General features: G+C 59.4%; 16 protein-coding genes. 9 read left to right on the top strand and 7 right to left on the bottom strand.

Annotation, left to right across the window (positions count from 1 at the left end; translation table 11 throughout):
- The first annotated feature begins 33 nt into the window (after positions 1-33).
- Positions 34-2,781 (top strand): PAS domain-containing hybrid sensor histidine kinase/response regulator, encoded by a 2,748-nt coding sequence (locus B5D49_RS03085; RefSeq protein WP_078716191.1) that lies wholly within the window; start codon positions 34-36, stop codon positions 2,779-2,781.
- 57 nt (positions 2,782-2,838) lie between these two features.
- Here B5D49_RS03085 and B5D49_RS03080 read toward each other — a convergent pair whose 3' ends face one another.
- Positions 2,839-3,315: a hypothetical protein gene (locus tag B5D49_RS03080; protein ID WP_078716190.1), complete on the bottom strand. Its 477-nt coding sequence runs from the start codon at positions 3,313-3,315 to the stop codon at positions 2,839-2,841.
- Positions 3,316-3,635: 320 nt separating this feature from the next.
- Here B5D49_RS03080 and B5D49_RS03075 point away from each other — a divergent pair, with 320 nt between their 5' ends.
- Complete coding sequence (locus tag B5D49_RS03075) at positions 3,636-5,309, top strand: FAD-dependent oxidoreductase (RefSeq protein ID WP_078716189.1); 1,674 nt, start codon at positions 3,636-3,638, stop codon at positions 5,307-5,309.
- Between the two features lie 42 nt (positions 5,310-5,351).
- Here B5D49_RS03075 and B5D49_RS03070 read toward each other — a convergent pair whose 3' ends face one another.
- A complete protein-coding gene (locus B5D49_RS03070) occupies positions 5,352-6,527 on the bottom strand; it encodes a YibE/F family protein (RefSeq protein ID WP_234990612.1) in 1,176 nt (391 codons plus the stop codon).
- Between the two features lie 76 nt (positions 6,528-6,603).
- Positions 6,604-8,136 carry an alkaline phosphatase gene (locus B5D49_RS03065; RefSeq protein ID WP_078716188.1) on the bottom strand — a complete coding sequence of 511 codons (1,533 nt, stop codon included), beginning with the start codon at positions 8,134-8,136 and terminating at the stop codon, positions 6,604-6,606.
- Between the two features lie 175 nt (positions 8,137-8,311).
- Here B5D49_RS03065 and B5D49_RS03060 point away from each other — a divergent pair, with 175 nt between their 5' ends.
- The 7 genes from B5D49_RS03060 (at position 8,312) to B5D49_RS03025 (ending at position 15,955) form a co-directional block, all read left to right on the top strand.
- Complete coding sequence (locus B5D49_RS03060; RefSeq protein WP_159447118.1) at positions 8,312-8,824, top strand: pilus assembly FimT family protein; 513 nt, start codon at positions 8,312-8,314, stop codon at positions 8,822-8,824.
- Positions 8,821-9,297 carry a type II secretion system protein gene (locus B5D49_RS03055; RefSeq protein ID WP_078716186.1) on the top strand — a complete coding sequence of 159 codons (477 nt, stop codon included), beginning with the start codon at positions 8,821-8,823 and terminating at the stop codon, positions 9,295-9,297. The genes B5D49_RS03060 and B5D49_RS03055 overlap by 4 nt, the downstream gene beginning before the upstream one ends.
- On the top strand, positions 9,297-9,821 hold the full coding sequence (locus tag B5D49_RS03050; RefSeq protein WP_078716185.1) for a prepilin-type N-terminal cleavage/methylation domain-containing protein: 525 nt from the start codon (positions 9,297-9,299) through the stop codon (positions 9,819-9,821). Before B5D49_RS03055 ends, B5D49_RS03050 begins: the two co-directional genes overlap by 1 nt.
- Before the next feature lie 190 nt (positions 9,822-10,011).
- Positions 10,012-12,270, top strand: coding sequence for a LamG-like jellyroll fold domain-containing protein (locus B5D49_RS03045; RefSeq protein ID WP_144019086.1), 2,259 nt, complete (start codon positions 10,012-10,014; stop codon positions 12,268-12,270).
- 33 nt (positions 12,271-12,303) lie between these two features.
- A complete protein-coding gene (locus B5D49_RS03040; protein ID WP_078716183.1) occupies positions 12,304-12,606 on the top strand; it encodes a hypothetical protein in 303 nt (100 codons plus the stop codon).
- 2 nt (positions 12,607-12,608) lie between these two features.
- The gene (locus B5D49_RS03035; protein WP_078716182.1) at positions 12,609-13,586 is read left to right on the top strand and encodes a diguanylate cyclase domain-containing protein; all 978 of its coding nucleotides are present in this window, start codon (positions 12,609-12,611) and stop codon (positions 13,584-13,586) included.
- Positions 13,587-14,326: 740 nt separating this feature from the next.
- Positions 14,327-15,955 (top strand): glutamate synthase-related protein, encoded by a 1,629-nt coding sequence (locus B5D49_RS03025; protein ID WP_078716180.1) that lies wholly within the window; start codon positions 14,327-14,329, stop codon positions 15,953-15,955.
- A gap of 202 nt (positions 15,956-16,157) precedes the next feature.
- Here B5D49_RS03025 and B5D49_RS03020 read toward each other — a convergent pair whose 3' ends face one another.
- The 4 genes from B5D49_RS03020 to B5D49_RS03005 form a co-directional block, all read right to left on the bottom strand.
- Positions 16,158-17,327 (bottom strand): type IV pilus twitching motility protein PilT, encoded by a 1,170-nt coding sequence (locus B5D49_RS03020; protein ID WP_078716413.1) that lies wholly within the window; start codon positions 17,325-17,327, stop codon positions 16,158-16,160.
- A gap of 35 nt (positions 17,328-17,362) precedes the next feature.
- Positions 17,363-18,421 carry a type IV pilus twitching motility protein PilT gene (locus B5D49_RS03015; protein WP_078716179.1) on the bottom strand — a complete coding sequence of 353 codons (1,059 nt, stop codon included), beginning with the start codon at positions 18,419-18,421 and terminating at the stop codon, positions 17,363-17,365.
- Positions 18,422-18,476: 55 nt separating this feature from the next.
- Complete coding sequence (locus B5D49_RS03010; protein WP_078716178.1) at positions 18,477-18,896, bottom strand: type II secretion system protein; 420 nt, start codon at positions 18,894-18,896, stop codon at positions 18,477-18,479.
- A gap of 76 nt (positions 18,897-18,972) precedes the next feature.
- Positions 18,973-19,386 carry a type II secretion system protein gene (locus B5D49_RS03005; protein WP_078716177.1) on the bottom strand — a complete coding sequence of 138 codons (414 nt, stop codon included), beginning with the start codon at positions 19,384-19,386 and terminating at the stop codon, positions 18,973-18,975.
- Positions 19,387-19,489 lie beyond the last annotated feature (103 nt).

The following is a 19,489-nucleotide window of genomic DNA, read 5'->3' as shown; positions in this document are numbered from 1 at the left end:
CTGGGAAAACCATCGCAGATCAGGGGGGCATGCATGAGAAACGGCACCCACCGGCCTTCGTCCTCCATGGACACGGCCGAACGGATGCGCCGACTTGAGGAGGAAAATCGGCATCTCCGGGCGCAAGTAGAAGAGTCTCGCGGCTATTTCCGGCTGCTGTTTGAACGCGCTCCCCTGGGCTACCAGTCCCTGGACGACGAAGGCCGGATCCTGGATGTAAACCAGGCCTGGCTGGATACTCTGGGGTACGAACGGGATGAAGTGGTCGGCAAGTGGTTCGGTCAGTTCCTTGATCCCGACTTCCTGCAACATTTTGAACAACATTTCCCATGCTTCAAGGAACAGGGTGAAATCCACGAGGTGGAATTTCTCATGCGCCGCAAGGACGGCAGCCCTGTTCTGGTCTCCTTTGAAGGTCGCGTAGGACACGACAAACAAGGCCGATTCCAGCAGACCCACTGCATCCTGCATGACATCACCCAACGCAAGGCCGCGGAAAAACGCCTGCGTGAAAGCGAACGCAACTACCGCTCTTTCTTCGAGCAAAGCCCCAGCGGTATTTACTTTTATGAGCTGCAAGGCAACGAACTCGTGCTCACGGCGGGCAACCCTGCTGCGGAACAAATTACCGGCATTCCAACGAATTCTCTCCTGGGCCGCACCTTTGACCAGGCATTCCCCGGTCTGGAACAAGTTTCCCAAGAATTTCGTGAAGTACTTCGCGAAGGCAGATCCTGGCAATACCCCCGGCTGGAATATCATTCCCCCAAACTCCACGGGGTCTATTCCGTGGCCGCTTTTCCAACCGGTCCCCGCAGTATGGCCGTGCTCTTCAGCGACGTGACCCATCGGCACGATATGGAACAAACCCTGCGTCGTTCCAATGAAATTCTGGCCAGGGTCATGGACAGCATCCCGGCGGACGTCTTTGTCGCCGACGCGCAGACCTATGAAATTCTGTTCATGAACAAACGCATGCGCCAACGCTTCGGCGGCAACATGGAAGGACGACCCTGTTGGCAGGCATTTCGAGAACAAACCGAGCCATGCCCCACATGTCCACTGCCCCAAATGTTGCGCAAAGGCATCCCCGCGCAACGGACCTGGGAAGACGACAACCCTTTGGATCAAAGACGTTTTTTAAATCAAGACACACTGATTCGCTGGATTGACGGACGGCTGGCCAAAATCCAGGTGGCCACGGATGTGACGGAAATTCGGCGTACGCAACAAGCCCTGGTCCAGGCCGAACAACGCTATCTGCGACTATTCGAGGCCGCGGTCATGGGCGTATTCCGCAGCACCGCGGACGGAAGGTTCCTGAATGCCAATCCTGCGCTGGCCCGCATCCTGGGCTATTCCTCCCCTAAGAATCTGATCAAAAACATTCAGGATATAGCCCGCCAGCTCTATGTGGATCCGGGGCAACGGGAACGATTTCAGGAGCTGGCCAACCGCTCGGGCATGGCGGAGCAGGAAGTGCGGATGCGCCGCAAGGATGGCCAGATCATCTGGGTCAGCGAATCCCTGCGCGCCACCCGGCAGGACGACGGCGAAATCGTGTTCGAAGGATTCATCACGGATGTGACGGAACGCCGGGACATGTATCAACGGCTGGAACGCGCCAAGGAACGGGCCGAGTCCGCCAACCTTGCCAAAACCGAATTTCTGGCCAACATGAGCCATGAAATCCGTACCCCGCTCAACGGCGTGCTGGGCATGCTGCAACTCATCCAGCTCGCCGAACTGCCCGACGACCTGAGCGAGATGGTCACCGTGGCGCTCAATTCCGGGCGCAGCCTGCTCACGCTGCTGAACGACATCCTCAGCCTCTCCCAGGTGGAATCCGGCAACCTTCGCCTGCATGAAGAAGACTTCGACCTGCGGGAAGTGGTCAACCTCGTGGTGGAATCCCTCCGCCCCCAGGCCAACGCCAAAGGCCTTCGCCTGGAAAGCCGGTTTGAAACGCCGGAAGCAGAGCCGATCCGAACCGACCCCGGCCGCCTGCGCCAGGTGCTCTTCAACCTGCTCGGCAACGCCATCAAATTCACGGACCAGGGAGGCATCACCCTGCATTGCTCCATGTCGCGGGAGGACGGCGTCAATTTTTTGCATATTGCTGTGACGGACACAGGCATCGGCATTCCCGAAGACCAGCTCGACCGTATCTTTGAGAGCTTCACCCAGGTGGACGGTTCCCATACCCGACTCCACCAGGGAGCGGGCCTGGGACTTTCCATTGTACGGCGTCTGGTTCGGCTCATGGGCGGCGATGTTTCCATCCACAGCGCCCTGGATCAAGGCACCACCGTGCGGTTCTCCATTGCCACCAAAACGCCCCGGGGCGAGGTGAAAAAAAGTGAGGACCAATCCCTCTGCCACACGGATGCCCGTCACTGCGGACGTGTACTGCTGGCCGAGGACGACAGGGTCAACCGCATCACTGTGGAGCGTCTGCTGCAACGCCTGGGGTATGTGACACAAAGTGTGTCCACAGGGCGGGAAGCCCTGCGAAAGCTCAAGGATGAACGCTTTGACTGCATTCTCATGGACGTACAGATGCCCGACATGGACGGACTGGAAGCCACAAAACAAATTCGTAGTGGCAAGAGCGGAGTGAATCCCAAAAAAATCCCCATCCTCGCGCTCACGGCGCATGCCATGGAAGGGGACCGGGAAACGTTCCTCAAGGCGGGAATGAACAGCTATCTGGCCAAGCCCGTGGAGATGGAGGAGCTACGAAAGGAACTCAAACGGTTCAGCCGTCCCGGAACCGCGTGACCCGCACTGAGGGGACTTCCCTTCCGACATGCCAGGAGGCGCCCCCATGACACGGGACTAAAAATTTTTGATCTCCCGCACCGACCCGTCCAAGTCATGCTGCTCGCGCATTTTGCGATAGGCCACGAACGTCTCCTTCACGGTCCGGGCCATGGACGCATCCAAATGATCCCAATCCACCAACCGTTCACGCGATTCCAGCAAAATGCCGTTGGCCAACTCCAGCCGCATGCGATACCTGGCCGCCTTGCGCAGGGAGCCGTCCATGGTGTCCCTGGACCGCAGGGGATTACGGTCCACCATCACCTCGGCGCTGCGCAGGTGCCGGGCCTGGCTATCCAGTGCGGCTCTGGTGCGGGTCATGTCCTTGTCGTCCAAGCCCCGGCCGTCGGGTCCGGCTGCGGGCAGACGCCATTTGATGGACACCTTGGCCAGCGAGTCCCCCATACCTCCCAGGCGAAAGCCCCATTGATGGGAAAGCATACCCAGGGCAATCAAGGCTCCGACCAACAGGAATGCGGATGAAAACTTCATGATTCTCGTTTGTTACGATTTTTAAAAGTCAGTAAAGATTACTCCTAACAAGCCATGATTCACCTGTAAACCCTTGCTACACAGTATATTGAGCAAGTTTACATTGTTAACTATATTTATCTAATCAATCCAAAGCCTCCGAATCCGCTCGGAGATGTTATTTTCCTCCTGATTCCAGACAGCTCGACCCATGGCTGCCCCGACCCCCGGTTGCCTTTCCAGACAAAAAAGGTATCCTACTCCCAATTGTAACGCCTTGCGGCGCGTCAATTGCTGAAGCGCCTCCAGAAATGTCCAGACATCCTGCCCGGGAGCACGCCATGACCGATCATGATCACCACACCCAAGACCAAACAGGCAACGACCAGGATTGGTTTCTGCCCAAGGAGGCCCGCGACCGCCTGCAGGAATTATTCAAGGGGCTGGAGCGGGAGGTCTTGGTACAGGTCTTCACGGCTCCGGGACTCAATGATGCCTATAATGAATACGTGGAAAAGCTGCTGCACGACCTCCAGCGCATTAACCAGCGCATCCGGCCCGAATTCCACGGCCTGGAGAGTGAGGAAGCGCAGAACAACAACATCACCAGCTCCCCGGTACTACGCATCGCACCGGACCGGTACGACATTCGATTCACCGGCGCCCCCGTGGGAGAAGAAGGCCGCTCGTTCCTCACGGCCCTGCTGCTGGCCTCACGCGGGGACAGCGGGCTTTCCGAAACATCCCGGGCCATTCTTGGCCACCTGGACCAGCCGCGCAAAGCCCAGGTCTTTGTCACGCCCACCTGTCCATACTGCCCAGGTCAGGTGCTCAACGCCTTTCGCTGCGCCATTGAACGCCCCGAACTGGTCTCCGCAGAATGCGTGGAAGCGGATGAACATCCCGAACTTTCTTCCAAATACAATGTAGGTTCCGTTCCGCACACCGTGTTTAACGACGGCGAATACGAACAACTCGGGCTTTTGCCTGAGGAACGCTTTGCCCTGGAGCTGCTCGGGCTGAAAAACGCGGAAGAACTGGACGCCCGGACGGAGATGGATCTGCCCGAGGCCGAACCCGGGGAATACGACGTGGTCATTGCGGGGGCCGGCCCTGCCGGTCTTACCGCGGCCATCTACGCTGTGCGCAGCGGGCTGAATACCGTGGTCCTTGAGCAGGGCGTCATCGGCGGACAGGTCGCCCTGACCCCCATGGTGGAAAATTACCCGGGCTTCACCTCGGTGCCGGGCAAGACACTCATGGAGATCATGACCGACCACGCCAGAAAATACGCCACCGTGCAGGAAGGGGAAGGCGTGAGTGATGTGACGTCACAGGACGGCCGTCTGCTCTGCCGCACCCCCAGGGGAGAATATTCGACCAAGGCACTGATTCTGGCCACGGGCGCCACCTATCGTAAACTCGGCATTCCCGGGGAGGAAGAGTATCTCGGTTCGGGCGTCAACTATTGCGCCTCCTGCGACGGATATCTCTATAAAAGCAAGAGAGTAGCCGTGGTGGGCGGCGGCAACACCGCCCTTACCGACGCCCTGCACCTCAAAAACCTGGGCATCGACGTGACCGTGATCCACCGCCGGGACAGCTTCCGCGCCCAGAAGCATCTTCAGGACTCCCTACAGCGCGAACACATCCCCGTGCTCTGGAATACCGTGGTGGAGGAAATCCACGGCAGCAACGGACGCGCCCATAGTGTGACCCTACGCGATACCACAACCGGGGAAACCCGAAGCCTGGACCTGGACGGGGTCTTCATCGCCGTCGGCTACACACCCCACAACGAACTGGCCCAGTCCCTGAACCTGGAGTTGGACAGCGCCGGATTCATCAAGGTGGACAAGCAGATGCGCACAAACCGAAAAATGGTGTACGCCTGCGGCGACATTACGGGCGGCGTCCAGCAAATCGTCACGGCCATAGGAGAAGGCTCCGTAGCCGCCATCACCGCCTTTGAGGACATCACCCATCCCAACTGGGAAAATGCCGAACAACAATAGCTCCAAGGCCCGCCCCAAAGCGCGCTCGTTTCCGGCAAACGTCTACCCGGATTGGTTGCGCTGTGTGGCGCCGCGAACCAGAATCATGGCTCCGGCCCCGGCCGTAAACGGGGCCACCAAGACCAGGCCGAAGCTTCCCACCAGGGTTTTGAGCACCTCTCCGGCCACATAAACCAGGTTGAAGGTATTGGTCAGAGGAACCCCCTGAGCCATAAACGCCATCAGTAAGGTGATGTAGCCGCCGGAATAGGCGAGCAACAACGTGGTGGTCATAGTGCCCACCACGGCCCGCCCCACGCGAAGCCCCGAAAAAAACGCCTCGCCCCGTCCCATGCCGGGATTCTTGCTCACCACCTCGTCCATGCTGGCGGCCACGTCCATGGCCAGATCCATGACCGCGCCGCTTGAAGCAAGAAATACGGCGGCCACAAAAATTTCCGTCAGATCCAGATGCGCATACCCGGAATAAAGCAGCGTTTCGGCAAACGGGAGAATCGCGCCATGAAGATGCAACGTGTTGGTGAACAGATGCGCCAGCGTTCCACTGACCAGCACCCCGAGCAACGCACCCAAAAATGCAGTGACACCTTTGCGCCCCACCCCGGCCACGAGAAAGATAATAGCGCCGCAAAGCAGCGAGGTCACGCCCAGACAAAGCGGCAACGGCGGCACCCCCTTGAGGAGCAGCGGAACCAACGCCTTCCAGATCATCAATGCGGCAAACACAAAGGACAGCAACGCTTTGGCTCCGGTCCATCCTCCAAACACCACAAGCAGCAGTGCGAACATGCCGAGCAACAACAACTCCGCACCCAACCGGTGGTGATCTTGAGGATTCACAGTACGGATTTCCCCTTTTGCGTCCAGCGTGAGCACCACCAACGCCGTGTCCCCGGGCCGAAAAATCTTGTCCCGGTCCATCTGACCGAGCAGGGGGTTGAGTCCGCGAACCACCCGTCCCTGAAACGGACCGTCCAAAAGGCGCAGGGTCACGTCCTGTTCTCCGGCCAGGATCATGCCCAACCGCTGCACCTCGGAATCATCGGTCTCCACGACACGGCCACGGCAGCTGACCGCATCCGTGTCCAAACGCTGCTCAAACCCCGTGGGAATCAGCCAAAGCCCCAGACAAAGCAGTAAAAACACAACGGTTAGCAGTGCGTCCGCGCCCCAGCGGCCGCAACACATGCAAACAGCACCGGAAAAGAACTTCGGCATGGACACGTCCTTGCAATGGGAGGGGGACGACCCGGGAGCCGCCCCCCTCGGAGGGATGGGAGTGGAGGTGATGCTTTTAGTTGGATTGGGCCAGGAAGTGAACGTTCGACTCCATGCCCATGGCCTGCATGATCTTCAGAGCCACGTCCGTGTTGTCGTAGGCACCGTTGAACAATTCGGCGGAGACACCCATGGCCGAAGTGCTTACAGGAACACCGGTGTGTTTGTAGGACGTCCAGGCCAGACCAGCCTTCCGGTTCAAAAGATGGGTCAGGGTCACGGCCAACGGATCGTATTCGCCATAGAGCAAATATTCCTCGGCTCCGCCGCCCTCGGTTTCCCCGGCCAGGGAACGCGCATAGGCCTGCTCCAGCATGGTCACTTCATGGGGCTGGAGCACCAGATGGTCCTCATCGGCGTTGCCCTGGAAGCGCAGACCGAACTTCTCGGCAATGACGGGCTGCAGCTCCACAAAGGGCGCATTGCGGTTCACGAACGCGGGGAGCGTTTCATCCGTGAACTTCTGGAACGACATTTTCTGCTCGCCGAGCACATCAAAGTAGCTTTCGTATTTGGTTCCCGCGAATCCCAGGGTCAGTCCACCGCACTCATGGTCGCCAGTGACCACGATCAGCGTTTCCCGGGGATGCGCCTTGGCGAATTCCACGGCAACGGCAACGGCGTCGTCGAAGGAGGCGTTGTTCGTCACGGCCGCACCCGCATCATTGGCGTGGCAGGCCCAGTCGATCTTGCCGCCTTCCACCATGAGGAAGAATCCGTCGTCGTTATCAAGCATTTCAATGGCCTTGGACGTGAACTCGGGCAGCGTGATGTCTTTTTCGGTCATGTCCAGCACGTAGGGCATGGCTCCGCTGTCCTGCAACCACTCGTTCACGGCAATGACCTTGCCGTCCGCCGGGGTCAGCGCCTGGAACGCGGCCTTGTCGTTGACATAGGTGTAGCCGTTTTCCCGGGCCTTGCTCAGGGCATCACCCAGGGTTTGAGCCTCGGGATCCTTGCGCCGTTTGCGTTCGCCGCGCGGATCCTTCAATCCCCCGCCGCCAAAAAAATCAAACCCGGATTCGACCAGGGCATGGTCGATCTCATGATACATACTCCGGCTCTTCACATGGGCATAGAACGCGGCAGGGGTGGCATGGTCAATGGACACGCTGGACACGATGCCCACCTTCATACCGTTTTCCTTGGCCATCTCCGCCAGAGTCTTGAGCGGCTTCAGTTCGGGAGTCACCCCCACGTAGCCGATGTTGGTCTTGGCACCGGTGCACAAAGCCGTGGCCGAGGCCGCGGATCCCGTGATGAAACGGTCAGCCGCCGTGGTCGTGGTGATGCCCTGGGCCGGGAACCCGTCCATGACGAGCTTGCGGCCGAGGAACTGCTCGGTGGCAGCGCGCTGGGGCAGCCCCATGCCGTCACCAATGAAGAAAAAAACGTATTTGGCATGTGCAGGCGTCTCCGCAGCAGGCGTGGCCGCGGCCTGTTGCTCGGTCCGGGTCTGCGTCTCCTGCTCCTGGCAGGCACAAAGTGTCAGGGTCAAAAACAACGCCGCCAGAAAAAAACAAGGCAACGCTCGGGCACGGTTGCGCATAAGTCCATTCTCCTTTGCTGGGTGACGAAATCAGGTTGTTTCGATGCCCAAGGAAGTACGCTTTCCAGGTGACGGGCCGATGTCGTTATGTTGCAACTGCGTCAAGGTTTTCCGGCGATTGGATGACGCACGTGCGCTTTACGCTAGGGAGCCGATTTGCTATGTTTCAGGAACAATGCTTCTTTCCAAAAACATGCGGAATGCACCGATAACGCACCGGGAAGTCCGGCATGGATTCACCATGCTGGAACTGGCCGTTGTGATCATCATTCTCGGAATCGTTTCCGCCATCGTGGCCACACAGGTCGGCGGCCTGGATACCCGCGCCCAGACCCAGGCGGCCGTGCTGCGTTCCCATCTGCAATACGCCCAGGCCCGGGCGCTGAGTTCCGGCCAGTCCTGGGGCATGAAATGCCAGGGCGGGGACTGCTGGCTCTTTGAAGGCACCTCCCCGGACGACGCATCTTCGGAACGTCCTCTGCCCGGGGAAGAAGGCTCGCGGCTGGACATGACGGCCCGGGGCGTGAACGTCACCGCCTTTACCGCCATTTTCAACCAATTCGGCATACCCTATGCCTCGGCCGTGTTCCCCTATTTCGCAGACCAACCCATCACGGTGCAGTCACGCGCCGATCTCACTTCCACCGTCACCCTCACCCTGCACCAGGAAACAGGATACGTACAATGAGCACTCGCCGTACCTCCGCCGCGCTGCACGGGTTCAGCCTTGTGGAAACCATCCTTGCCGTCATTTTGGTGGGAGTGCTGGGCGCCTTTCTCGTCTCCCTGGTGGGTCCGCGCCTGGGCATCACTCCGGAGGTGGTGGGGCTGGTGCGCAACGAAGCCCTGGTGGAACGCACCCTGGAGACCATCCAGGCCGACTATCTGGAACAAATAAACGGGGTTACGCCTGACAATGCCCTGGCCGTGATCGTACAGAACGAGGCCGCGGGCAACTACGACCAGGACGGCGTGGAAACCGACGTGGCCTACATCACGTTCAGCACTGCGGGAACCGAACAGGCCGGAGGCGGGGTAACGGACACTCTCAAGGTCACGGTGTCCCTGCCGGATGATCAGGGCAACGCCCATTACCGGCTCTCCACCCTGCTGACCCGCAGCCGCATCAGCGGCCAAAACAACGATACGGTGAATTTCTGATGCGCCGAAGCCGCGACACGGACCCGACGCAACGCGGCGTCACCCTCGTGGAACTCATCATCTCGGTGTTGATCTTTTCCATCATCGCCATTGCCGGGGCCATGTTCGTTTCCCTGGCCATGAACAGCTATCTGATCACCAGTGAATCGTCTCGCAGCGCGCAGGCCGCGCACAACACGCTGAACCGGCTCTCCTCGGAGTTCCGGCTCATCACGGGCCTGGGCGGCGGCTCCACCGTCACGCTCACCCCGGATGTGTCGCTGCAATATGAAACCACGGAGCCTCTGCTGTCCGGCGTGCGGCAAATCCGACTCGCGGGTACGGATTTATATCTGGACAAGGGAACGGATAGCCACCTGCTGCTGGACAATGTCACGGACTTCACGTTGCGGGTGGATCAAGCCAACACGGATGGCGACGCTTCAAATCAGGAAATATCCGCCATCAACGTCACGTTCCGCATCAACGGCACCGGCCCTGTGTTTGAACTGCGGGTCACGCCGCGCGAATTCATCCGGCTCTAGCTGGCCGCTGCCCACGATCCAGCCCAGGCCGTTCAGCAAATGCGAGATGTGGCAGGAACATAGCAGCAAACCGACGCACAGCGGCAGCACGCAGGAACGTGCTTGTTGCGCGGCAGCACAACAGAACGCCTTGCCGCAATGCTCCGCCGGCACCCTGCCGCGCCCCGGCGCGGAAACCAACGAGGTCACGATGCGCTCAACCACCGGACTCCACTCCATTGACAACGGCAACGCCCGGCAACGCGGGAGCACCATCGTCTATCTCATTGTGGCGCTGGTCATTTTCGGTTCTCTGGCCGCCGCGTCCGTGGCGCTGTTCAGCAGTTCGCGCATGACCACGGCCCGGCCCAACTGTCAGGCCCAGGCCCGGTTCATGGCTGAATCCGGCCTGCGCTACGCGGCCTCGGAACTCCGCCAACTCACGGGCCTGCTCAACGTGAACCAACGCATTGCCGCGCTTACCGGCTCCCAGCGGACCAACACCCTTTCCGACGGCAACTCCTTTACCTTCACCACCATTTCCTCCCCCTACCAGGTCGGCGGCACCGGAGCATATTACGTCAACGTCACCTGCCAGGGAACCGCCTGTTCCGGCTCCTCCCAGGCGCAGACCAGCCTGACCGCCACCTATTCCCTGTCCGTTACCGATCCCGGGCAACTTGGATTCGAAGACGACTTCGAGAGCTTTGAGGAGATCGGCGAAGGCACCCAGCCCTTTTTCCCGGATCAGGGTCGCGCCGACGATGCCGTACAGGTGGATCCGGAGACCAAAACCATTATTTTGGGCGGCGGCGAGCGCGGCGTGTTCGGCTGCATCTGGTACGGGGGCGACCTGCAAACCTGTACGGACGGTGATTGCCTTCTCGGCAGCGGTTTTCGCGCCTATTTTGATTTCGAATTGGCTCCGGGAAGCCGGGGCGACGGCTTCACCTTTACGGTCATGAGCGCCTCAGAAAATCCGGCCACGGCCTGCGGCGGCCAATCAAGTCCCTACGGATTCCCAGGCGAACTCCTCGGATACGCCGGGCCGGGCATCTCAGGCCAGGGCATTTTGCCCCCCAAGCTGGCCCTGGAGTTCGACCTGTTCCGCAACAGCGGACAGGACTGGCCCTGCCAGCTTTTCTCCCGCAACGATGTCCGCCATGACCATGTGGCCGTGGTGTACTGGGGACGGGAGGACGATTACGGTCCCTCCTGCGACGGATGCTTTGACGACAACCAGCACGGCGCAGGGCTGCTCACGGATGAAGAACCGCGCAATCCCAGCGACTGGAGCAACTCCGGCGCGGGCTTTGACGGCTATTATTATGAAAACAGCAACAGCTGGATCCGCAACTATAACAACAACTGGCCCGACCAACACAAAAAATTCCGTGTGCGCGTGGAATTGGACCGCTCCCTGGAGGCCAATGCCGAAGGCTTTTATTGCTATGCGCTCAAGGGCTGGATCGTTCGAGACGATGAAACAATGCCCGACGGGTTTGACGATTTGACCCAGGATTATGCGGATCCCGACAATCCGGCCACGCTGCCGCAGATCACCAACTCGGTCGTGCTCAACCAAAATCGCCACGACCAAATGGAGCATGTCCGCTTCGGCTGGACCACGGCCACCGGCGCCACCACCATGCTGCTGACCCTCTCGGACTTTGCGCTGAACTTCAAGGTGGATCCCGAATATTGCGCCACGAAACAAGCCCCCACCGACTACCTGGCCTATTGGCCCATGTACGAAGGCAGCGGCGACGTCCTGCACGACATAAGCGACAACGATCTGGACGGCTCCATCTCCAACGCCTACTGGGTGGCGGGGACAGGCTGCCCCTCCTGCTCCGGCCTGCTCGTGGACAACCGCAACCAAGGCCAGGCCCATATCCTCAAAACAACACCCAATTCGCAACTCCTGGACCTTACCAATCGCGGCGCGGTTTCCGCCTGGGTCTACCTCAACAGCTACCAAAACTGGGGCGGCATCGTGCACCACGGCGATTCCAGGGTCACCGTCACCTCGGACGGCATTCTGGCGGACGAAACCTATACGCTCCAATTCACCCAGAACAACATACGGTTCGACGGCGAACGGATTCGGCGCGGCGAACGCAAGCCCATGTTCTGCACCTTCCAGGACGATGCCTGGGGAACCCCCTACGGCAACTGCCTCTTCGCGGATGACGAGATGGAACTGCAACGCTGGTACCACATTGTGGCCACCTGGGATACCGCGGCCCCCGGGGACGACATGCGGTTATACATCAACGGGCAACTCAGCGACACCCGGGCCACATGCGACGGGTCGCGAAGCCGAAATGTGGGTCTGCACATCGGCTCCCAGATCATTAATGGCGGATACCCCATTGACGGGGTCATTGATGGCGTCTACATCTATGATAGAATGCTGTCCGAAGAGGAAGTCCAGGGACTGTATCATGACGGACTGGAGCATCCCTGACCGCAACCGCACCCTGCAAGGATACGACGCCATATGAAACCGTTCGCTGCCACCGCCGTGCTGCTCCTGCTGGCCGGTCTGGTCGGGACTCCTGCTTTGGGGTTCGGCCCGCCCGACCCGTCCCTGCCCGACCGCCCCAAGACCGAGGAAGAAGCACTCCAACAACAAAAAATCATCCAGGAGCGCCTTGCCGAAGAACAAAAGCAACGGGAAGAACAGCAGCACTCCCTCCAGCACTCGGAAAAACCGGCATCCCCCCGGCAGGAACGCAACGCGGAATCCCCCGCCGAAACAACCATTCGCTACGGCGATATTATCATTCACGACGAGCCGTAACCATGCGCCTGCTTATTATTGATGATTCCGAAACATCCCGGCTGCTGCTGAAAACGGTGCTGCATGCCGAGGGATTCGGCGGGGCCGAGGACGCCGAGGGCTTTGCCGCAGCCCTGGCCCTGCTTGATCGCACCCCGGAGCAGGAGCTTCCAGACGTGATACTGATGGACCTTGAAATGCCGGATGCCAACGGCATTGATGCCACCCGGCAACTCAAATCCAAACCCAGATATACAGATATTCCCGTAATCATGGTTACCGCCAGCGACCGCCTGGAAGACCTGGAAGGCGCCTTCGCCGCCGGAGCCAACGACTACATCACCAAACCGGTGCACCGGGTGGAACTGTGCGCCCGGGTCGGCTCCGCCCAGCGCCTCAAGCAGGAGATGGACCAACGCAAAATCCGCGAACTGGAACTCGAACGCATGACCCGGGAACTGGAGGCTCTGTCCAGTCTGGACGGGCTTACCGGCGTAGCCAACCGGCGGCATTTCGACTCCACTTTGGCCCAGGAATGGCAGCGGTGTGCGCGGGATCAGGCTCCCCTCAGCCTGCTCATGATCGACATTGATTTTTTCAAGCGCTACAATGACGCGTTGGGACACCTGGAAGGTGACAAGTGTCTGAAAGCCGTGGCTCATGCGATCCAAAACGCATTTCGCCGTCCTGCCGACTTTCTGGCCCGCTTCGGCGGTGAGGAGTTCATCGCCCTGCTGCCGGATACCGATATGGAGGGAGGATGCCGCCTGGCCCGTGCCATCCAGAATCAGCTTGCAACCCTGGCCATGCCCCACCCGGATTCCTCCATCAGCGATCATGTTACGGTGAGCATCGGTGTTGCCGCCACGGTTCCGCTCCCCGGGGCCGAATCTTCTCCCTTGGTGGCCGCCAGCGACAAAGCTCTTTACAAGGCAAAAAAAGCGGGCCGCGACCAAATCATCAATGCCGAAGGTCAGCCCTGCCCGCCCGAGTCCTCCTGACCGCCTGCAACGGGACAGCCTTTCTCCAATCGTTCACTTGCGCCGGGCCTCCCTGCCGCGCCACCAACCCGAGACTCCATGTTTCTTCGGGCCAACGGTCCCCCATTGTCCCCATTCCCCCACGAGCGGATCGGCCAGGGACAATTCCGCTCCCGGGTACCTGCCATTTTTGGTGGCCCTGCGCCCCTGGGCCTCTGCGAATGGTCGCATGATGCCGCTCCAGGTTCCATCCTCCCCCCCCCAAACGACGGACGCCGAGCTACAAGCCACGGTTCCGACGTGCAGCACAAGGGACATAAAACGTTTTTTCCCATGCAGCAGACCTTGCTCCCCCATTTTTGCGCGTCGTTGCGCCTCTTGAGCATGCGTAATTTGATATTTTTGACGTATTTTCTCACCAAAACGCGGTTTAAGACTCCACGGAACACCCACTCGACAGCTTTATTTTTTTACAAAAATATCCGGCCTGTACCCTCATAAATATTCACCGGTGCGGGCTATTTTTCCACCATTATTCTTGACCTGCTTTGTCTGCAATTCAACTGCAATTTTGTTGCTGTTCGAACAGTGTTCACAATCCATCTTTTTACAATTATGCAACTAAACACTGCCAAATTTTCCCACTCAGAACCCTGCTTTCCTTTTTTTGTTCCCAAAAATGACAAAACTTGCGGGTTTTCCTTGACGGCGCGCCGTTTTTTTCCGTAGGTTGAGCAACTTTCTGAATGAAGGAGACACATATGAATAACTGGCCTAAATCGAATGATGTTCTTGGATCCGTGAACCGTGGTAACGCTATTGAATCCGGACTGTGCACGCTTTGCAGGGCTGACTGTCAGGGCAAATGTGAAACATGGCTCTCTTCCCTTCGCGGAAGAGAAATGTTGTACCCGCGTGACTTCGGTCTCGTCACCGCTGGCAGCGGCAATACGACACATGTAGGCGTCAGCTACAACTCTGTTCGCATCCAGGGCAACAACTACGGTGCATTCGGAACCCCCGGTGAAAATGGCGATTTCCTGTTCACCGACGTGAACCTGGAGACCTCTTTTGGCGCGGATGAAAAAACAAAATGCCGCGTTCCGTTCATGACCGGCGCCCTCGGTTCCACCTTCATCGCCGCAAAATACTGGGACGCTTTTGCCGTGGGCTGCGCTCTTGTGGGCGCCCCCATCGTGATCGGTGAAAACGTCGTGGGCGTGGACCGCGATTCCAAAATCGAGAAGGGCCGCATATCTTCGGCCCCGGAACTGGACCGCCGTATTGATATTTACCGTAAATATTACGATGGGTACGGTGCCATTATCGTCCAGCTCAACGTGGAGGACACCCGCAACGGCGTGGCCGAATACGTGGCTGAAAAGTATGGCGACGACGTCATCATCGAGCTGAAATGGGGCCAGGGTGCCAAGAATATCGGCGGCGAAATCGAAGTCACCAGCCTGGATTACGCCCTGTTCCTGAAGCAGCGCGGCTACCTCGTGGACCCCGATCCTGAAAAGCCCTCCGTACAGGAAGCCTTTAAAAACGGTGCGATCCACACCTTTGCCCGCCACAGCCGCCTGGGCTACACGGACCTGAGCAGCTTTGACCAGGTCCACGACGACTTCATGAGCACGGTTGAATACCTGCGCAAGCTCGGATTCAAGCGCATTTCCCTCAAGACCGGTTCCTACGGCATGGAAGCGCTGGCCATGGCCATCAAGTTCGCCTCTGAAGCCAAACTGGACCTGCTGACCATCGACGGTTCCGGCGGCGGCACGGGCATGTCCCCCTGGAACATGATGGAATCCTGGGGCGTTCCCTCGGTGCTGCTGCACGCCAAGGCCCACGAGTATGCCACTCGTCTGGCCGCCAAGGGCGAAAACGTGGTGGACCTTTCCTTTGCCGGAGGATTCGCCAAGGGCAGCAACATCTTCAAAGCACTGGCCATGGGCGCTCCCTTCTCCAAACTGATCTGCATGGGCCGCGCCATGATGGTTCCCGGTTTTGTGGGATCCAACATCGAAGGCGTGCTGCGCCCGGATCGCCGCGAAGCCGTGAACGGAAACTGGGACAAGCTCCCGGCTTCCGTGGCCAAATACGGCCATTCCGCCGAAGAAATCTTCGCCTGCTGGCACGATGTGGAAGCCAAGGTCGGCAAGGACGCCATGAAGGACATCCCCTACGGCGCCGTGGGCGTCTGGTGTCTGGTGGACAAGCTCTCCGCCGCTCTGCAGCAGCTCCTGGCCGGTGTGCGCAAGTTCGAGCTTTCCGCCATCAGCCGTGGCGACATTGCCTCGGGCAACCGTGAAACCGAGCGTGAAACCGGCATTCCGTTCATCACCAGCATCGGTGATGAAATCGCGCACAAAATCATCGACATGTAGCCCTCAGGCGCATTCATAACAACAAAATGCCCCCGGGAATCCATGTTCCCAGGGGCATTTTTCTGCGTTCCACACGAACGAAACCAGTCCCCAAAACAATCACACGCAAAAAATGTCGGTTCAGGGAGGGGAATCCCGGCCACCATCCGTTTATGGTGTGATCAAAACCTCATGGACCGGACCACGCTGTTGCGCAACACCGCTAGCGTAAATCCGCGTCCAGATCCGGTTCCAACCCACCGAGGCGCAGTTCGTCCGTGCCTTCCCCACGGCCGGACTTGAACAAGTCAATACGCTGAAGCAGCAAGGCCCGATCCCCGGCGGCCAACAATGCATTCTCCTCGCTGATCACGCCCTGTTCGTACAACTGGAACAAATGCTGATCAAAGGTCTGCATGCCCTGGGCCGTACCCTGCTCCAGAACGGAATACAGCGTTCTGTCGCTGCGTTCGCCCTGAAGCACCAGCTCCCGGACGCTCAACGTATTGCGAAGAATCTCGAAGACCGGCACCCGACCGGGTCCGTCCACGCGAGGCAGCAATTGCTGAGACACCACGCAACGCAAATGCGCGGCCAGCTGCATACGCGCCAGTCGTTCCTCATGCGGTTCAAACAATCCGAGCACCCGCTGCACGGTTCCTGCGGCATCCGACGTGTGCAGCGTGGCCAGGACCAGATGGCCGGTAGCGGCCGCCTGCAATACGATTTCCATGGTTGCCCGATCCCGGATTTCCCCGACCATGATCACCTTGGGCGCCTGGCGCAGGGCCGCACGCAACCCCGAGGCAAAGGAATCAAAATCCGTATGCAATTCCCGCTGGTTTACAACGCCTTTGGCGTGCTCATGCACAAATTCAATGGGATCTTCAAGCGTGACGATGTGGACCGGCCGCGTCCGGTTGATGGTCTGGATGAGCGAAGCCAAAGAATTGCTCTTGCCCGCGCCCGTGCCGCCCGTGACCAGCACCAGCCCCTGCCGCTCCTGCGCCATTTCCGCAAACACCGGCGGGAGCTGCAATTCCTCCATTTCCGGCACACGCTCAGGCAAACGGCGCATGACCACGGCATAGCGGCCCCGCTGACGAAACACGTTGACCCGGAACCGAGCCGTCCCGCCCAAGGCCCAGGAAAGATCGCAGGAGCCATGTTCCGAAAGATTGCGGCGCAACGCCAGCCGGTCGCCCAGCAGACACTCCGCGATGCTTCGTGTGGCCTCGGGCGTGAGTTCGGGCATGTCCTTCAGACGCACAGCCCGCAATTGACCGTCTACCTCGGCCTGGACGCTGGTTCCCACGGTGAAGAGGATGTCCGAGGCCTGGGACCAGCGTTGCAGGATGGCCGCGACCATGGCGCGAAATCGGGCGGGTTGCATGAGCGGCTCCTTGGTTTCCGAAACGGAAACCCGCATCACGGTTCCTGAGGATCTTCAAATTTGCTGCGGTCCAGGGCATGATGCCGGGCCGTGGCACGGTCAATGGCGCCCTGTTCGAGCAACTCCCGAATGTGGTCGTCCAGGGGTTGCATGCCCAGATGCTTGTTGGTCTGCATGACCGAAGGGATCTGATGGTTCTCGCCCTTGCGGATCAGGTTACGCACGGCCGGCGTGCCGCGCAAGATTTCCACGGCAGCCACACGCCCGGACCCGTCGGCCCGCTTCATCAGGGTCTGAGAGATGACGGCTTTAAATGAATCCGCAAAACTGGAGCGCACCTGGGATTGCATGTCCTCGGGGAACACCTCGATAATCCGGTCAATGGTTTTGACCGCGGACACGGTATGCAGAGTGGAGAGCACCAGATGCCCGGTTTCCGCAGCCTCCAATGCCAGGGCAATGGTTTCATAGTCGCGCATCTCGCCCACGAGGATGATGTCCGGATCCTCCCGTAGCGCGCCGCGCAAGGCCGCCTTGAAACTCCCGGTATGCCGCCCCACCTCGCGCTGGTTGATCAGGCATCCCTGGGATGGATGCACGAACTCGATGGGATCTTCGATGGTCAGGATGTGGTCCCGCCGCTTCTTGTTGGCGTGATCAAGCATGGCGGCCAACGTGGTGGATTTTCCGCTGCCCGTGGGACCGGTGACCAGCACGATGCCTTTTTCCAGCATGGCCATTTCCGCCAGTTGCGGGGGCAGGCCAAGTTGTTCGGTGGTCAGGACGTGCTGGGGAATCTCACGAAATACCGCGCCCACGCCCCGGTGCTGACGAAAAAAATTGACCCTGTACCGGGCCAGTCCCGGGGCTTCATAAGCGAAATCCACATCCCCGGTTTCTTCAAACTCTTTGATTTTGGCTTGCGGGGTTATCTCAAAGAGCAGTTTCTTGAGATCCTCGTCGCTGAACGGCTTGTACTTGATCCGTTGCAGATCGCCCCGCAGACGCAACATGGGCGGTGCTCCCGCGCTGAGGTGCAGGTCCGAGCCGCCGTGCTCGTGGAGCATTTTGAAAAACGCGTTGATCTTGGCCATGTTGCTTCCTGTCGGGTCGCCCGCCGTCAAGCCGAGTGGCGAAAAGGTGAATCCGTTATTCCATGGGCCACTCTTGGATGAGGACCACGCCCGTATCCCGGTACCCGCCCTGATCGGTCAGCGCTTCCACTGCAATGCGCACGCTTTCCCCGCCATTGGTTTGGCTAAAGCTGAGCCGATACTCCCCCAGATCAAGCTGGTCGGATTCATCAGTCCCCAGGTAGGCATCGCCGCGTAATTGGGAAAGCCCCGTGGGACGGGATTTTTCATGGACATAATACAGCCCCACAGCGGAATAGAGGCGTCCCAGCCCTTCGGAAGCGGCTCCCCGGGCCATGGCGGTATCGGACTCTTGTACCATGCTGAAATAGTTTGGAGCAATCACCCCGGACAGCACACCGAGAATCACCAGGACCACAATGACCTCAATCAGGGTGAATCCGCTTTGTCCGTCCCGTCTGCGTCCCCCGGGCATCAGGAGTCCTCCTTGCAAAAAGGTCCGGAGAAGCGCACTCCTCCGGACCCTGTGACGCCGTTTTCAGACCGCCGGTTTAGTCGGGCCAGTCAAACGTCTTGCTGACGCCCGTATCCGTGTAGGTGCCGTCCCCGTCCGGGTCGGTGGCCACGGCCACGGTCACCACGTCGTTGGCAACGCTGTAGGTGAACTGGAAATCACCAGCCACGACAACATCCGAAGCATCGGTACCCAGGTAGGTATCGCCCTGGAGCGCCGCGAGGTTGGCTGGAGCTTGGTTGTTGTCCATAACATACTTGGCATACGCCAGATTGAAGCGTCCCACACCTTCGGCAGCGGCACCTTCCGCAGCGGCGGTCTCAGCCTCGCTGACCATGTCGAAATACCGGGGAGTCACCACGGCGGCGAGTACGCCGAGGATGATGATCACGGTGATGAGTTCGATGAGCGTGAAACCGCCCTGCCTACGACGTTGTTTCGTCCGTTCCATACGTCCCTCCCTGCGGATCGGCGACAGGGCCGATGTCCCGCATGGTTGCTGGTTGATGGGTGTATCCATTCTCTTCCTTTGCCTTTTCACATAGCACACGCCC

This window comes from Paucidesulfovibrio gracilis DSM 16080 (genome assembly GCF_900167125.1).
GTDB lineage: Bacteria > Desulfobacterota > Desulfovibrionia > Desulfovibrionales > Desulfovibrionaceae > Paucidesulfovibrio > Paucidesulfovibrio gracilis.
This window is presented reverse-complemented; position numbering and strand designations above follow the sequence as displayed.

Coding starts and splice junctions, on each gene's coding strand:
- B5D49_RS03085 (WP_078716191.1), top strand. CDS start 34: ATGAGAAACGGCACCCACCGGCCTTCGTCCTCCATGGACACGGCCGAA.
- B5D49_RS03080 (WP_078716190.1), bottom strand. CDS start 3,315: ATGAAGTTTTCATCCGCATTCCTGTTGGTCGGAGCCTTGATTGCCCTG.
- B5D49_RS03075 (WP_078716189.1), top strand. CDS start 3,636: ATGACCGATCATGATCACCACACCCAAGACCAAACAGGCAACGACCAG.
- B5D49_RS03070 (WP_234990612.1), bottom strand. CDS start 6,527: ATGCCGAAGTTCTTTTCCGGTGCTGTTTGCATGTGTTGCGGCCGCTGG.
- B5D49_RS03065 (WP_078716188.1), bottom strand. CDS start 8,136: ATGCGCAACCGTGCCCGAGCGTTGCCTTGTTTTTTTCTGGCGGCGTTG.
- B5D49_RS03060 (WP_159447118.1), top strand. CDS start 8,312: ATGCTTCTTTCCAAAAACATGCGGAATGCACCGATAACGCACCGGGAA.
- B5D49_RS03055 (WP_078716186.1), top strand. CDS start 8,821: ATGAGCACTCGCCGTACCTCCGCCGCGCTGCACGGGTTCAGCCTTGTG.
- B5D49_RS03050 (WP_078716185.1), top strand. CDS start 9,297: ATGCGCCGAAGCCGCGACACGGACCCGACGCAACGCGGCGTCACCCTC.
- B5D49_RS03045 (WP_144019086.1), top strand. CDS start 10,012: ATGCGCTCAACCACCGGACTCCACTCCATTGACAACGGCAACGCCCGG.
- B5D49_RS03040 (WP_078716183.1), top strand. CDS start 12,304: ATGAAACCGTTCGCTGCCACCGCCGTGCTGCTCCTGCTGGCCGGTCTG.
- B5D49_RS03035 (WP_078716182.1), top strand. CDS start 12,609: ATGCGCCTGCTTATTATTGATGATTCCGAAACATCCCGGCTGCTGCTG.
- B5D49_RS03025 (WP_078716180.1), top strand. CDS start 14,327: ATGAATAACTGGCCTAAATCGAATGATGTTCTTGGATCCGTGAACCGT.
- B5D49_RS03020 (WP_078716413.1), bottom strand. CDS start 17,327: ATGCAACCCGCCCGATTTCGCGCCATGGTCGCGGCCATCCTGCAACGC.
- B5D49_RS03015 (WP_078716179.1), bottom strand. CDS start 18,421: ATGGCCAAGATCAACGCGTTTTTCAAAATGCTCCACGAGCACGGCGGC.
- B5D49_RS03010 (WP_078716178.1), bottom strand. CDS start 18,896: ATGCCCGGGGGACGCAGACGGGACGGACAAAGCGGATTCACCCTGATT.
- B5D49_RS03005 (WP_078716177.1), bottom strand. CDS start 19,386: ATGGAACGGACGAAACAACGTCGTAGGCAGGGCGGTTTCACGCTCATC.